Below are 14,059 nucleotides of genomic sequence, written 5' to 3'. Positions count from 1 at the left end.
CAGCGCATCGGCCGCCATCATCCTCCTGGCTTTCCTGTTGTTGCTTTCGTGGCGCATGACGCTTCTGGTCACGCTCGGACTGGCGCTCGTCCAGATCGCGCACGCCATCCTTTCGGCCAATCTGAAGGAGCCCAGCCGCAGCGTCGCTTCGCGCAACGGCCACCTCGCCTCGCAGATGCTTCACCTTGTGCATGCCGGACGGCTGATCCGCATCTTCGGGCAGGAGAACCGGGAGAAGGCGATCTTCGACACGGCGTCCGATGCGGTTCGCCGCGCCTCCTTCGCGCTGCTCGTGCGCCAGGGAGCGCTGCCGCCGTTGACGGAGGTTCTCCACGCCATGCTGTTCCTGGCGGTGGTGATCGGCGCCTGGCTGGCGCAGGTGAGTTTCCCGCTGATCATCGCCTTCGTCATCCTGCTCTACAGGCTGCAGCCGCACATGCGGGCCCTCCAGGGGTCGTGGAGCCAGCTGCAGGGCCTGAGCGGATCGCTCGAAGAGGTGACATGGCTGCTGGATCCCACCGGCAAGCCGCAACCGCCGCAAGGCGACGGGCCGTTCCACGGCCTGCGCCAGGGCATCAAGTTCGACGATGTGACGTTCACCTATTCCGGCACGGACCGGCGCGAGGTGGTGCTGCATGCGGCGACAATCGAAATCCGCGGTGGCCGCTCGACGGCGCTGATCGGCCGCTCGGGCGCCGGCAAGACGACGATCGTCAATCTCCTGTGCCGCTTCGTCGAACCGGACGCCGGCAGCATCCTCGTCGATGGATCGCCGCTCGACGGGATCGACGCCGGCCAGTGGCGCCGGCACATCGCCCTGGCCAGCCAGGAGCTGGAACTGGTCGACGGCAGCATTTTTGAAAACATAACCTACGGCCAGGATGCCGCGACTGCCGGCGACGCCGAGGCCGCCGCAAGACTGGCCGAAGCGCATGAATTCATCGAAAGGCTGCCTCAGGGCTACGAGACCCTGGTTGGCTACAGGGGCATCAACCTGTCGGCGGGACAGAGGCAGCGGATCGCCTTGGCCAGAGCTCTTGTCCGCGATCCCGACCTCCTCATCCTGGACGAAGCCACCAATGCGGTGGACGGGCTGTCGGAAGCGGCCATCGTCGAGACCCTGAAGTCGAGAGCCGGCCGCCGCACGACCATCGTCATCAGCCATCACCACAGCACCATCTCGTTCTGCGACGACGTGGTCATCCTGAGCGGCGGCCGCGTGAAAAAGCAGGCCCCTTTCGGCGCCCTGGCCTCGCTCAGCATGGACGAACTCTACCAGCACGAACCGCTCGACTGAAAGGCACCGGGCCGGCCCGCGACCGCTTCCCGGGCGTGTCTGCAGCCTCCGGCTGGCGGGTCGTCGCAAGCGTTCGAATCAGAAGCCCGGGGAAGTGCCGCTGGCACCTTCCGTGATCGCACCAATGCCGTGCGGAGCCGAGGCGCGCTACCTTGTCTGTGCGGCGGACCTGTCGATCCGCCTGGCCGGTGCCCCATTGGGCTTACTCTCCGGGTGAGGTGCCGGCCTCCCAAGCACAAAAACAAAGACCTGAGCGCCTGAAGCGCTTCAGGCGCGACACGCTTTACGAAGCGGCGCCGACATTCCTGCGCATGCGCCGCCTGCCCGTCGTCCGTGCTTTCTTCGCCATCGCCCCGGCTATCTCGACCACGCCGTTCTCGGGCGGCCTGCCATTGGTGGCCTTGTGGAGCCGCTCGTAGGGCAGCAATTCCTTGATCCGGGCATTGAGCGAGGCGATCTCGGCTTTGAGGTCCTCGCATTCCTGCCTCTGCACGTCGAACTGTATCTGCTCGGATGCCTGTTGCAGCGTCAGTTGAGAAAGGTTGGCGTTCACCTTGGAAAGACTCATCTTGTCGCTTTCGCTCTCCTGGCTCAGCGCGGACAATCTTTCATCTGCGATCTTCTTTTCGGCCAGGGCATCGTTGAGCTCGCTCTTGAGCCTGGCGACCTCGCCTGCGGCTTCGCTGTTTTCGGACGAGGTTTGCTCCAGCCGCGATTGCAGGTTCTGTATCTCCGAGCTCAGCCCGCGCATTTCCGCCTGGCGGCGAGCCAGTTCGGCTTCCTTGTCGCCTTCCATCATGCGGGCCGCTTCGGTCGTTTCCGACAGTTTCGCCTGTGCGGCCTCGAGCGACTTCTGCAGCCGCATCTCCTCTTTCTCACTCTTGCCGAGCGCCGCCAGCAGCTCCGCCAGTCGCGCTGCTTCGCTGGCATGGATCGTCGACAGCTCGTCGAGCCTGTGGCGCGCCTGCGATTCCCGCTTCAGCGCCTTGTCGAGTTCGATCGACAGGTTGACGTGCTTTTCGCGCAGCATCTTGCTTTCGCGCAAGCGCCTGTTGGCCTCCACCGTCCTGGCGGTCAGCCGCTTGGCGATGTCGCCGAACTCCGCTTCGCGTTTGGCGCTCGAATTGGCTGTCTCCACCAGTTCCAGCCTGACCGCGGCCAGTGCCGCACGCAGCGTCTCCCGGTCCTGGACCAGGCTTGTCTCGCGCTGCTGCAGCGCTTCGAAAGCGCCGTCGCGCTCGCGCAGTTTTTTCACCGCATCGTGCAGCTTTTCCGACAGCGCCCTCTGTTCGGCGGCCAGGGCGGCATTGGCAACCTCCAGCTCGTTGGCGCGCAGGATGTCGCTGTGCAGGATGTTGAGGAATTCGCGCGTCAGATGGTGTGAGGTGCCGATCTCCGACAGCTTGTCGTTGATCTCCTCCAGATAGTCCCTGGCATCATGGAAGAGACCCTCGAAGGCGCTCAATGCGGCCAGCCGGGTCTGTGTATGGGCAGTCAGCCGTGGCGCGGTTTCGGAACTGTCCGCACCCTCGGCATTCCCTGCATTGTCGTCATTTGCCGCGTCGGCCTGGGGTGGCCCGCCATCGGCTGCCGCCTGGGCATCCGGCACATCGTCGCCCTCCGGCGGCGCCAGGTCGTCGGCGTCGAGACTTGCATCCAGCGCGTCCGCCAAATCGATCTGCAGGTCCTGGATCGCTTTATCCACGTCTTCAGCACGCTTGATCAGGCCTCTGAAGTTCATCACCAAACTCCCCTTACGCATACCTCTCTTCGCACTTAACGAATTGCTAATATAGCTTTACATCCGCGGCTTGCGCAGGGGAAGCCCCGTCGGCACAAAGGTAAATTTGGGACATTTGGGGGCTGGAATAGCCCGAACAACCAATGCCGCAGCCGGGAAGAGCCGGATTCCTCTGACGGTGTGGAGGTCTGAAGGACGGCAAGACCGTGGCCGCTCAGAAGAGCCCGCGCGAGACCTCAAGGGCAGCGGAGAAGCTCGCCTGATCTCTTGGCAGGCGCAAGATCACTATCGCAGGGCCGGGCCGAGTGCTCTAACCCAAACGGTCTCAGCTGCTTTTCGGGACTGGTACCAACTGGATCGGAGGTCGCTCGCCGGACGCGTTGCCCAGCGCGATGGCGACCCGGTCGCGCCCATTACCCTTGGCTTCGTAGAGCGCGTGATCCGCGGCATTGGTCAATTCGGCCCAGCCCACGCCATGCTCGGGGTAGGCGGCGACCCCGAACGAGGCTGTAACGGTGCCCAGCGTTCGGCCGCGATGCGTCAAATGAAGCTTCCTGATTGCCTGGCGCAGCGCTTCCGCCCGCTCGGCACCTTCCTGGACCGAGCTTCCCGGCATGACCAGGGCAAACTCCTCGCCGCCGTAGCGCGACACGACATCGCTATCCCTGGCGTGCTCGATCAAGGTGGCGGCGACCTGCTTCAGGACGAGATCGCCGGCTTCGTGGCCGAACGTATCGTTGAACTGCTTGAAATGGTCGACATCGAGCATGATGACCACCAGCGGCTGGCCCGAGCGTTCCATCCGGCGCAGTTCGCGGCTGCTCGTCTCCTCGAGATATCGCCGGTTGAACAGACTGGTGTTCGGATCGCGGATCGACTGCTGCCGCAGCGTTTCGCGCAGGCGCAGATTGGCCAGCGCCAGCGCCAGCGTGTCGACGACGCCGCGCAGGATCTGCTGTCTTTCAGCCAGCCATTGCGGCTTCTCGGCCGCATTCGGTTCGCACAGATGAAGGATGCCCAGCGTTTCGCCTTGCGCGGCCAGAGGCATGCAGACATAGCCCTTCTTGCCGTTCTCGGTGATATGCGCGCAGCGCGGCGTGAGCATGCCGGGGCCGGCGACATGTTCCTGGCCGCGTCTGAGCGCCCAGCAGTCTTCCGGCGCGAATTGCGTGGCGCTCGAGCGGACGTCGCCCCAATGCGCCATCTCTTCCACCAGATTGCGCGACGCGCTGGTCAAGTGGACGGTTCCGCTCAAACCACCGAGGAACTCGGCCATGGCGGTGCCGACCACCGAGAACGCTTCCGGGAAGGTGACGCAGGCCTGCAGCAGTTCGCCAAGCTTCACCAGACGGGTCGTGGTTTCGGACTTTTCGTGCAGTTCACGGTTGAGGAGTGCCAGCTGATCGGCACGCTCGTTGACCACTCCCTCCGCACGGCGCAGCTCGCTGATGTCGTTGAGCGTAAGGACGAGGCCGCCTTCGGATCGGCTGAGCGGACCGCAACTGGCGATGACCGGCAGGTGCGAGCCGTCGGATCTGGCCAGGCGCACTTCGCCCTGCTGCTGGCGGCCCGTGGCTAGCGCCATTTCGATGGGAGAAGCGCCGGCGGCGAACGCGCCGCCTCTGGGATCGCGAATGGTCAGCACCGAATCCCATTGCTGCCCGACGATCTTGTCGGCACGCCGCCCGATCATCATTGCCGCCGCCGGATTGGCGCTGGCGATGCGGCCGTCCCCGTCTAGAACCGCGATGCCTTCGGCAGCCGTCTCGACGATGTCCTCGACATGCGCACGCGCCGACGCAAGCTGGTCCGCCATCGTGTTGAAGCCATCGGCCAGCTGCCCGAATTCATCGTTGCGGGCGTGGCTGATGCGCGTCATGGCATTGCCTTTCGCCAGCGCTTCCATGCCGCGCATCATGTCCCCGAGGCCAGAGCTGAAACGGCGGAGCAGCTGCCATGCAAAGCCGACCGCGACCAGCACGGCGGCCGCCGCGCTGAGGCCAACCAGCCAGAGCAGGCTGTCGGTGCTTTGTTCGGCGGCCTGCAGAACAGGGTCATATTCCAGCAGCACGGCGCCGATGATCGTACCCTCGGGATTTTCGATCGGAACAGCCAGTATGGCGTTCACTTCCTCCGGATCGACAAATCTGCGCGGAATGCCGTCCGCCAGGGTCTGGCCGATTTCGTTGCCGGGGTCGTGACCGAATTTGTCGCCGACCTGGTGCTCTTCGTCTGCGGCATGGGCGAGGATGGTCTTGTTGTTGTCGAGGACCAGGAAATCCCGGTGCAGGCGGCGGTGCTGGTGCAACATGAATTGCTTGAGCGCCTCGGGCCGCTCGAGCAGCGAAGGCGTCCCGTCGGATGATTTGAAGACGATGGTGTCGGCCAATTCCCGCGCGACGTTGGTCGCTTCGGTCAACCCCAACGATTTGGTCGCCACTTTCTGCGTAAAGATCGCGACGCCACCGACCAGCCCGATCAGAGCCGCGGCGGCCACCATGGAGAGAATGATCTGACTCTTGATGCGCATGTCATGGCCCCGCCGAGAACGACGGCATCTCGCATGTCCAATCGAGCCAGCATCTCATTCCCGGCTTTTATTACCAAATGCTTATCAACGTCCTAACGATGCCAGCCCCCTTCTCCTCGCAGGCGCGGCTGGCGCTGCGCTAACGGGGCACCATGACCTGGAAAACCGCAAGGTCGGCGGACTTTTACAGACGCTGGTGTTCAAGGCATGTGTCAGAGGTTTGGTGGGTGGGGTACGCTACCAACCGGCCCCGGCATCGTCACGCCAGTTCAGCAGTAACAGTCGTCGATCATCTTCGCGTTCGTTGCAACCATTTCCCGGACCGCGGTGGAGAACTTTTTGTCACCGGCTCCCTTGGCTGTCGCCTCCGCTCCGCCCGGCGCAGCGGCGATGAAGTTTCTCGTAAATGCCACGAGCCCGGGTGGTCCTTTCATCGTGGTAAAGCCGCGCTCCTTGCAGGCGTCGAGAAACTCCTGCGCGCGACCCTGTTCGATGATCGCGCGTATGTGAAGCACCACGCCTTCGACAGAGAGTTTTTTGGTATGCCGCCTTGTCGTGCCGTCCTTGGTCCTGAACGAACTCGCGCCCGCCGCCGTTCTGGTCGCCTTTGCCATGGGTTCCTCCTAGGTTGATCCGCCTGTCGATGCTGTCGCGCCGTGAAACTACTCTCCGGTGATCAGCTCGAGTACCTTGGATTTCCTGTCGCGATAGTTGCTGTCGTCCACGCGCTGAAGCTCGCGCACCCCGGCCTCTACCTGGCGCTCATACTCTTGCTGCTCCGCCTTGCTCCGTGCCTCGGCTACGGTCAGTCCCCCCTCCGTAGGAGGCAGTTGCATGACCAGCGTCAGTGTATGGATGTCCACCCTTTCCGTGGTGGCTGTCAGCGTGCTGCCCTTGACGTCGGTGCCGCTTAGCCGTTTGCCCAATTCGAGTTTCGGGCTGATACCGGCATGCAGAGTCGTGGTGAAAACAAGCGTTTCATTCATGGAGGGCACTGGCACCTTGTCCCGCTGCGTGAACAGGTCGGCTTCCGATATCTGGCCGATCAGGTTTCCCGACTGGTTGGACGTTATGAAACTCCTGACGATTTCAATCAGATTGAGCTTCCCGGCAATCGGATAAGCGCCGTTCGGAAGAGGCTCGCCGCCCGCAAGCTCGGCCCGGAATTTGTTGCACTGGCGGATCGTCGGAAGATTGGTCAGCAATTCGTCGACCCGGTCCTTCTGGACAAACTCCCGCTTAGCCCGCCGCTTGCCTTCGAACGATGCGTCGATGGGGCTGGTCAGCGTTCCTCGGGTAAATACACTCAAAAGATCGACACTACCGCCCAGATTGTCGGTCTGGGTCATGTCGAACACATATTTGTAGAAGATAAAAACCTTGGAGTAAGTCTCAACAACTTGCTTGAGCTGCTTTTCTTTATCATGAAGATTTTTGTAGCCTGACGTGAAAAAATCCCGAAATACTTTAGACTCATTTTTGGCCTTCGCTTTTGCGATGTCATCCTTGCTGAGCGTGGCGCTGTCGGGCGGCATGAACCGCGCCAGATGGTCGCGACTGAGGCTGGCCGCAACCGCCATATTGTATTTGTCCCTGTCCAGGGAGAGCGCGCCGATCAACAGCGTGATATAGGCATCGCGCATTTCGCAACGGATCGCCTGGGCGATGCGGGCAGTATCCAGGCCCCCCGTGACCTGCTGGGTCGTCGGCCGTACGGCGCAGGCAAATAAAACCTGAGCGGCGGCCAACAATGCGGCCGCGCGGCAAATCGTTCTATACAGGCGCAAGTTTCCCCCCTGAGCCAATCCAGATTTATACTGGAAAGGCGCAGTAAATCAACAATTGCCAACTTGTGTCAATTGGGAGTTTTAGAAATTGTTAATTTAGAGCGTATTACCTGCGGTCTTTGAAGGCGGCATGGACGCGGGTGAATGCCGGTCGGGATGGGCTGCCGGCGCTAGCCTGCACGACGCACGGTTCCTCACCCCCCCCCATGAAATGAGGGCGAGGAACCCAAGTCTTGCTAAGTCACCCCGCCATGGCCAGCGGCACGGCGCTCTTGTTGGGGATCTGGATGTCGATTTCCAGCGTCGACATGGTCTCGCCGCGGTCCATCGAGACCTGCAGATAATCCTGGTCGATCTGCACATGCTTGGCGATGACGGCCATGATCTCCTCGCGCAGGATGGAGACGAGGTCTGGCTGGCTGCGGTTGCGGCGCTCATAGGCGAGCAGCACTTGCAGCCGCTCGCGCGCCACCGGCGCGCTGGAGCGCCGCTTGAAGATGTCGAGCAGGTTCATGCCGCCCTCCTTCCCAAAAGACGATCGAGGAAGCCCTTGCGCTCGAAGGGCACGATGACGGGCAATTCCTCGCCCTCCAGCCGCCTGGCGGCGTCGATATAGGCCTTGGCAGCGGAATTGAGCGGCTCCGACAGCGTCACCGGCGAACCGAGGTTGGAGGCGCGCAACACGTCCTGGCTTTCCGGAATGATGCCAAGCAGCGGCACCGACAGGATTTCCAGCACGTCGTCGATGGACAGCATTTCGCCGCGCGACGCACGCGCCGCATCGTAGCGCGTCACCAGCACATGCTTGGCGATCTGCTCGCCCTGCTCCGCCCGCAAGGTGCGCGCGTCGAGCAGGCCGATGATGCGGTCGGAATCGCGCACGGAACTGACTTCCGGATTGGTGACGATGACCGCCTCGTCGGCAAAGCGCATGGCGAGCTGCGCGCCGCGCTCGATGCCGGCCGGGCTGTCGCAGAACACGTAGTCGAACACCGAGCGCAGCTTGTCGATGACTTCGCCGACGCCTTCCTCGGTCAGCGCATCCTTGTCGCGCGTCTGCGAGGCCGGCAGCAGGAACAGCGTCTCGACCCGCTTGTCGCGGATCAGCGCCTGCGAGAGTTTGGCCTGGCCCTGGATGACGTTGACGAGGTCGAACACCACGCGCCGCTCGGCGCCCATGATCAGGTCGAGGTTGCGCAGGCCGACGTCAAAGTCGACCAAGGCCACCTTCTTGCCGGTCTTGGCCACGGCCGCCCCGAGGGCCGCCGTCGAGGTCGTCTTGCCGACGCCCCCCTTGCCCGAGGTGACCACCACTACCTTGCCCATTGAAAAGCCTCCGTTGTTGTTTTCTTGGTCGGGCGACCATCGGCCGCCCCAATATCGAAACGAATGTCAGCTCAGCGTCGAAACCCGCAAGGCGTCCCCATCGAGAAACGCCTGCACCGGCTTGCCGCGCGAAACACCTTCCATTTCCTCGGCGGTGACGTACCAGCCGTCGACCGCCAGAAGCTCCGCCTCGTTCTTGCGGCAGAAGATGCGCGCGCCTCTGTTGCCCAGCGCACCCGCCGAAGCGCGCCCGCGCAGCGTGCCGTAGACATGGATCGAGCCCGCCGCGATGATCTCCGAACCGGACGCGACCGAACCGAGCACGATGACATCGCCATGCGGATGCACGATCGCCTGGCCCGAGCGGATCGGCGCCTTGATCATCAGCGTGCCCGAAGCTTCAACCTGCGGCTCGCTATCGCCCGCCTTGCTTGCGTCAACCTTGCCGTCGCCGGCCTTGGCCGCGCCGGCTTCAGGCGCCCTGCCCTCGGCCTTGCCCTCTTCGGAAACATCCTCCCGCGCCTTGCGGGGCAGCAGCCCATCCGTCGTCGCCTCCTTGGCGCCGACCAGCACCGGCGGCAGGTTGGGCGCGAGTGCGGCGTGGCCGTCGAGCTCGATGGCGTAGATGCGGATGCCGCGATGGCCAAGCACGTCGACCAGCGATTCGATCGCGGCGACATCGGGCTTCAAGGTGTTGAGATCAAGCACCACCGGCCGCCCGGCAAAATAGCCCGGCGAGTTGCCGATCCAGTGGTCGAGCCCCTCGAGCCACACGTCCAAAGGCGCTTCGGGCGTCAGCGTGAAAGCGACGAAAGAGCGGGCACGGAAACGAATGGATTTGGCCTCGAGGGGGGCGGCAAAAGTCACGGCTGGCGAATCCTTACTGAGAGGTAAACGCTAGCGAGGGAATGGTTAATGAATGGTTAATGCGAGGGGGGTGGAGTAAGGTTTCCAGCAGTGCTGCGCGCGGTCAAGAGATGGAGGGTTTTGGGGCAAAGCATAAAATCATCACGTATTTCGTTTTCATCTCTTCCAATTTTTATATAATAATATCAATATATTATAAGAAATTGGAAGAATATTTCACGCAGGCGGTTTCATTTTCTTCCACGGCTATGTAGGCTTCATCGGAGTTGAGGATTTGGGCCGAAATGGATACGCCGTGACAACCACAACGTCGAAATTGGAAAAAGACATAATCAATCTGGCGCGCATCGCCTTATCAGGTCGGACGCAAGACGTAATGCAGATGGTGCATCGGATGGCCAAAAACCATCGCGACAATGCACCAGACCTGTCGAACGGTCTCGTGGAGTTGATGCGGGAAGCTCCCACGCGCGCTTCGCCCCTCCGTCGGCAAACGGAGGCTGTGTTGCCTGTCGACGTCGATACGCGCTTCGCCTTGTTGCGGATCGAAGAAACACCGGCGTTGGATCATGAGCCGATCTTTTCCGCTGAAGTGGACGAAGGGCTATCACGCATCGTTGACGAGCGCGCACACGCGCAGGCGCTCCTGAAGGTCGGACTTGAGCCTACACGGTCGGCCATCTTCACTGGACCGCCCGGAGTCGGCAAAACGATGGCGGCGCGGTGGGTCGCCCGCGCGCTAAAGCGTCCGTTGCTTATCCTCGATCTCGCAGCTGTAATGAGTAGCTATCTGGGCCGCACCGGAACAAATCTCCGGCACGTTCTCGACTACGCAAAGTCGATGGACTGTGTTCTCCTCCTTGATGAATTGGATGCGATCGCCAAGCGCCGTGACGACCGGGGCGAGATCGGTGAATTGAAGCGACTCGTTACGGTCTTGATCCAGCAAATCGATGACTGGCCGGCGACGGGACTGCTTCTTGCGGCGACAAATCACTCTGAGCTTTTGGACCCAGCCATCTGGAGACGTTTCGATCTTTCGATCGAATTTCCGATGCCGGACGCGAGAGGCATATTCTCTTTCGCACAAGCGGCTTTGGCGGGCCACACGGAAAAGTCAGATCAATGGGCGGCAGCCTTGTCTGGGGCGCTGCTCGGCAAATCGTTTAGCGATATTGACCGAGATCTCAAATCGGCTCGTCGCACCGCTACAATCCGGGGCGGCGAACTCACCGACTATCTCACAAATCTTGTTCGACCTGACACCCTCGGAAAACCAGAGAGGATTGCTCTCGCCCGTACACTTGCGAATGAGGGACTAATGTCGCAACGGGCGGCGCAGCAACTCACGGGCGTTGCGCGCGAGACGATTAGGGGTGGTGGAACGTCGATGCTAAAGCCGACGTCACGCGGAAAGCGAGCACGAAATGGCGAAGCGTAATTTCCTCCTGGGAAAAGGCGAACGACTAACGAGCAATGTCGTCGTTCGCGGAGGGGCGCCGAACAAACAGGCCCCCTACACGTTCGCAGAAGCCCGTGAGCGGCTGACGCCCATGCTGGCCGCGACCGTGGAAGCACTCAACGAGTTGCCGGAAGCGGCATGCCCGGATGGTCAGGCCGTTGCGTCGGTGACACTCAATCCCGAATATATCGCCAAATCCTTCTATCCGTCCGATCTGTTTCGGCAGACTGGATTGCAGGCGGTGGGCAGCCGCCCGCGCCGCATCAAGCCAGCCAAGAAATCCAAGGGACGGGAGCCTCAGGAAACGCTCACCACGGAGCTGTTCGTGCTTGGCCCAAAGGATGCGTTCCGTTCGTGGGAACGGTCCCTTCCCGCCTGGGTCTCCGGGACGCATCTTGCGGAAGATATGGTGACGATTGAAGAGATTGCCGCTCCGACGGCGCGTGACAAAATCAAGGGTCCGCTTCCCAAAAGCAAGGACGCGGTGTTCGAAGTCGTCCTTCACACCGATCAGCTTTTCGGAGAAACTGAGGCTCTCCCTGCATTTCAAAAGTATGTCCGGTCGCTCGGTATCGATCAGAAGTTTGACAAGCGCTTTTATGCAGGCGGGCTGTGCTTCCTCGAACTTGAGGCGCCGGTCGCACTCGCTGACGAGATCGCCACGTTCACGATCGTTCGCGCGTTGCGGGAGATGCCGCGGCTTCGAATTCTCCGTCCGGCTTTTCGTACATCCGGCGTGCCGTCGCAGTCACTGACGCTGCCAACGAAACCCGCCCTCGACCCATCCATCAAGACTGCGATATTCGATGGCGGGCTTCCGGCCACGCATCCGCTTGGCCCTTGGTCAACAGCGATCGACGGTCCGCATGTTGGCGCGTCACATCCCGAACTGCTTAAACACGGGCTGCAAGTTACATCGGCGCTGCTATTCGGACCTCTCGATCCAACCAAGCCTGTGCCGGTCCCCTACTCCAATGTCGATCACTACCGCGTGCTCGATATGACGCCCGGGCAAAACCCGCACGAGCTCTACGAGGTTCTCGAACGCATCGACACCGTTCTCAACAATACCGACTACGACTTCGTCAATCTGAGCCTCGGCCCGAGTCTCTCCATTGAGGACGACGATGTCCATGCCTGGACCGCAGTGCTCGACGAACGGTTTTCGCAGGCCGACACACTGGCAACGATCGCCGTCGGCAACAATGGCGAAGGCGACGCCGCCATGGGGTTCAACCGCATCCAAGTGCCGGCTGATTGTGTCAACGCACTCGCGATCGGCGCCGCAGATTCTCCAGATACGCCTTGGCAGCGAGCGGCATATAGCGCCGTAGGCCCCGGCCGCAGTCCGGGCTTGGTGAAGCCGGATTTTGTCGAATTCGGCGGCTCGATGCAAAGACCTTTTCTCGTTGTCGCGGAAGGCGGGGTCAGCAAACTGGATCCAACCGGCGGAACGTCGTTCGCCGCTCCGAGCACGCTCCGTCTCGGGACCGGTATTCGCGCACATTTCGGGCACAATCTCAACCTGCTCGCCGTGCGAACGCTGCTCGTCCACTCGATTGAGGCGAGCGAGATTCCGCACAACGAAGTCGGCTGGGGGCGCCTGGCGCGCAATATCGACGACATCGTTCTTTGCGAGGACGATATGATCCGTGTGATTTATCAAGGCAAAATTTCGCCCGCGAAATACATTCGGGCGATGGTGCCGATGCCCGACAGCGAATTGTCCGGCATGGTCGAGATCACGGCGACGCTTTGCTACAAATGCAACACTGATCCGCATCATCCCGGCAATTATACGCGTGCGGGTTTGCAGGCGACCTTCCGGCCGCATGACGAGAAGTTCAAGAAAGACGATCAGGTTCACCCGAATACCAAGTCGTTCTTCGGCGACCCCGGACTCGGCGCCGGGGAAGACGAACTGCGCCGCGATGCCTGGAAATGGGAGAATTGCCTGCACGCGAGCAGACGGCTCAACGCGAAGAGTCTCAGCCGGCCATCTTTTGACATCCACTACAATGCGCGTCTCGAAGGCCGGAGTTTCTCGCCGGCCGAGCAGCTTCCCTACGCACTCGCCGTGACAGTCCGCGCGCGCAAGATCGCAGATCTTTACGACCAGATCGTACGAAAATACGCCACGGTGCTGGAGCCCATCAGGCCGGTGGTTGACATTCCGGTGCGGACATAGGGAGGCTATTTCGAACTGCGAAGGAACCGAAGATATTCCAACAGTTTGACGTCTTCTTCGGGTGAAAGATTGAGCTCTGTAAAGCTGTTGCGCGCCGGCTTGTGCGCCGAAGTCTTCGAAGTGACGGCGTAGCCCGCCATCTGCATCAGCTGCTCGTAGTTTATTCGGTACACCTGCGCGAGAACATGGAGCACGTTGGGCGACGGTTTCTTGATCTTGCCGTTCTCAATCTGGCTCAAATACGCGTTCGAGACTTCGCGTTTTGTGGCTGTTTCGACCTCCCGCAGTTTCATGCCGCGGTCTTCACGAATCGAGGCCAAATACTGCCCAAGGCTTGCCTTCAGTTCAGTTTTTCGTTCAATCGTGTTATTCATTCTTCACCATAACCGTTTGATTCCTTTCGGATTATAACACTTTTTGCTCAGTCTGTCAAGCGTGCTAATTTCTGCTTGACGTTCTTAGCAAGCTTCTGCTAGTATGCAGAAAGTTGCCGGCAAAGGGATCGGCATCGCCACTTGAAGGAACATAAAAATGGATACCCACGAGAACGGGATCGATCCCGGTGAAGAACAGGTCCTCGACGACATCATCGACCTCGAGGAATACGCCAAGCTTGGCAAGCAGCCCCCGCTCGCGAAAGGATACCGGCTGCAGGTCAACGGCAAGCCGTATGTCATCCTGAAGCCGAATCCGACCGGCGAGGAAATCCTGACGCTGGCGGGTCTCCTGCCCGCCAAGGACTATACGCTCCGCCTCAAAATGGCGGGCGAGCGCCCCGAGAAGATCGGGCTGCACGAACCTATCGACCTGCGCCGCAAGGGTATCGAAAAGTTCAAGGCCTTGCCCCGCGACCAGACGGAG

The 14,059-nt window shown here is 61.3% G+C and carries 12 protein-coding genes; 4 read left to right on the top strand and 8 right to left on the bottom strand.

All coding sequences use genetic code 11. The features are described 5' to 3' along the window. A partial coding sequence (locus EN893_RS03805) for an ABC transporter ATP-binding protein (protein WP_164900706.1) occupies window positions 1–1,297 on the top strand: 1,297 nt, incomplete at its 5' end. Window positions 1,298–1,580: 283 nt separating this feature from the next. Here EN893_RS03805 and EN893_RS03800 read toward each other — a convergent pair. The 7 genes from EN893_RS03800 to minC all read right to left on the bottom strand — a co-directional run bounded on the left by EN893_RS03800 (window position 1,581) and on the right by minC (window position 9,548). Continuing rightward, a complete protein-coding gene (locus EN893_RS03800) occupies window positions 1,581–3,038 on the bottom strand; it encodes a hypothetical protein (protein ID WP_127271100.1) in 1,458 nt (485 codons plus the stop codon). Window positions 3,039–3,363: 325 nt separating this feature from the next. After that, complete coding sequence (locus EN893_RS03795) at window positions 3,364–5,568, bottom strand: diguanylate cyclase (RefSeq protein WP_127268762.1); 2,205 nt, start codon at window positions 5,566–5,568, stop codon at window positions 3,364–3,366. Window positions 5,569–5,837: 269 nt separating this feature from the next. Further along, window positions 5,838–6,182, bottom strand: coding sequence for a hypothetical protein (locus EN893_RS03790; RefSeq protein WP_127268761.1), 345 nt, complete (start codon window positions 6,180–6,182; stop codon window positions 5,838–5,840). Between the two features lie 48 nt (window positions 6,183–6,230). Further along, window positions 6,231–7,355: a hypothetical protein gene (locus EN893_RS03785; RefSeq protein ID WP_127268760.1), complete on the bottom strand. Its 1,125-nt coding sequence runs from the start codon at window positions 7,353–7,355 to the stop codon at window positions 6,231–6,233. Between the two features lie 241 nt (window positions 7,356–7,596). Continuing rightward, entirely contained in the window at window positions 7,597–7,869 is a 273-nt protein-coding gene (gene minE, locus EN893_RS03780) for a cell division topological specificity factor MinE (protein ID WP_024501686.1), read from the bottom strand. After that, window positions 7,866–8,681, bottom strand: coding sequence for a septum site-determining protein MinD (gene minD, locus EN893_RS03775; RefSeq protein WP_013530671.1), 816 nt, complete (start codon window positions 8,679–8,681; stop codon window positions 7,866–7,868). The genes minE and minD overlap by 4 nt, the downstream gene beginning before the upstream one ends. Window positions 8,682–8,747: 66 nt before the next feature. After that, entirely contained in the window at window positions 8,748–9,548 is an 801-nt protein-coding gene (minC, locus tag EN893_RS03770; protein ID WP_127271097.1) for a septum site-determining protein MinC, read from the bottom strand. Window positions 9,549–9,843: 295 nt separating this feature from the next. On the opposite strand from minC, the gene EN893_RS03765 reads away from it, so the two are divergent. Both EN893_RS03765 and EN893_RS03760 read left to right on the top strand, forming a co-directional pair. Then, window positions 9,844–10,989: an ATP-binding protein gene (locus tag EN893_RS03765; RefSeq protein ID WP_236382739.1), complete on the top strand. Its 1,146-nt coding sequence runs from the start codon at window positions 9,844–9,846 to the stop codon at window positions 10,987–10,989. Beyond that, the gene (locus EN893_RS03760) at window positions 10,976–13,198 is read left to right on the top strand and encodes a S8 family peptidase (RefSeq protein WP_127268629.1); all 2,223 of its coding nucleotides are present in this window, start codon (window positions 10,976–10,978) and stop codon (window positions 13,196–13,198) included. Before EN893_RS03765 ends, EN893_RS03760 begins: the two co-directional genes overlap by 14 nt. A gap of 5 nt (window positions 13,199–13,203) precedes the next feature. Here EN893_RS03760 and EN893_RS03755 read toward each other — a convergent pair whose 3' ends face one another. Next, the gene (locus tag EN893_RS03755; RefSeq protein WP_127268630.1) at window positions 13,204–13,572 is read right to left on the bottom strand and encodes a helix-turn-helix transcriptional regulator; all 369 of its coding nucleotides are present in this window, start codon (window positions 13,570–13,572) and stop codon (window positions 13,204–13,206) included. Between the two features lie 157 nt (window positions 13,573–13,729). On the opposite strand from EN893_RS03755, the gene EN893_RS03750 reads away from it, so the two are divergent. Then, window positions 13,730–14,059: multiubiquitin domain-containing protein (locus EN893_RS03750; RefSeq protein WP_128361407.1), on the top strand; the 330-nt coding region annotated here is incomplete at its 3' end.

Source organism: Mesorhizobium sp. M7A.F.Ca.CA.004.04.2.1 (genome assembly GCF_004022825.1).
Lineage (GTDB): Bacteria > Pseudomonadota > Alphaproteobacteria > Rhizobiales > Rhizobiaceae > Mesorhizobium.
Note: the sequence above shows the minus strand (reverse complement) of the source record. Positions and strands in the feature narration are given on the sequence as shown.

What these genes read in the sequence shown, in the direction of transcription:
- EN893_RS03755 (WP_127268630.1), bottom strand. Translation starts at nt 13,572, where the DNA reads ATGAATAACACGATTGAACGAAAAACTGAACTGAAGGCAAGCCTTGGG.
- minE (WP_024501686.1), bottom strand. Translation starts at nt 7,869, where the DNA reads ATGAACCTGCTCGACATCTTCAAGCGGCGCTCCAGCGCGCCGGTGGCG.
- EN893_RS03760 (WP_127268629.1), top strand. Translation starts at nt 10,976, where the DNA reads ATGGCGAAGCGTAATTTCCTCCTGGGAAAAGGCGAACGACTAACGAGC.
- EN893_RS03795 (WP_127268762.1), bottom strand. Translation starts at nt 5,568, where the DNA reads ATGCGCATCAAGAGTCAGATCATTCTCTCCATGGTGGCCGCCGCGGCT.
- EN893_RS03800 (WP_127271100.1), bottom strand. Translation starts at nt 3,038, where the DNA reads ATGAACTTCAGAGGCCTGATCAAGCGTGCTGAAGACGTGGATAAAGCG.
- EN893_RS03790 (WP_127268761.1), bottom strand. Translation starts at nt 6,182, where the DNA reads ATGGCAAAGGCGACCAGAACGGCGGCGGGCGCGAGTTCGTTCAGGACC.
- minD (WP_013530671.1), bottom strand. Translation starts at nt 8,681, where the DNA reads ATGGGCAAGGTAGTGGTGGTCACCTCGGGCAAGGGGGGCGTCGGCAAG.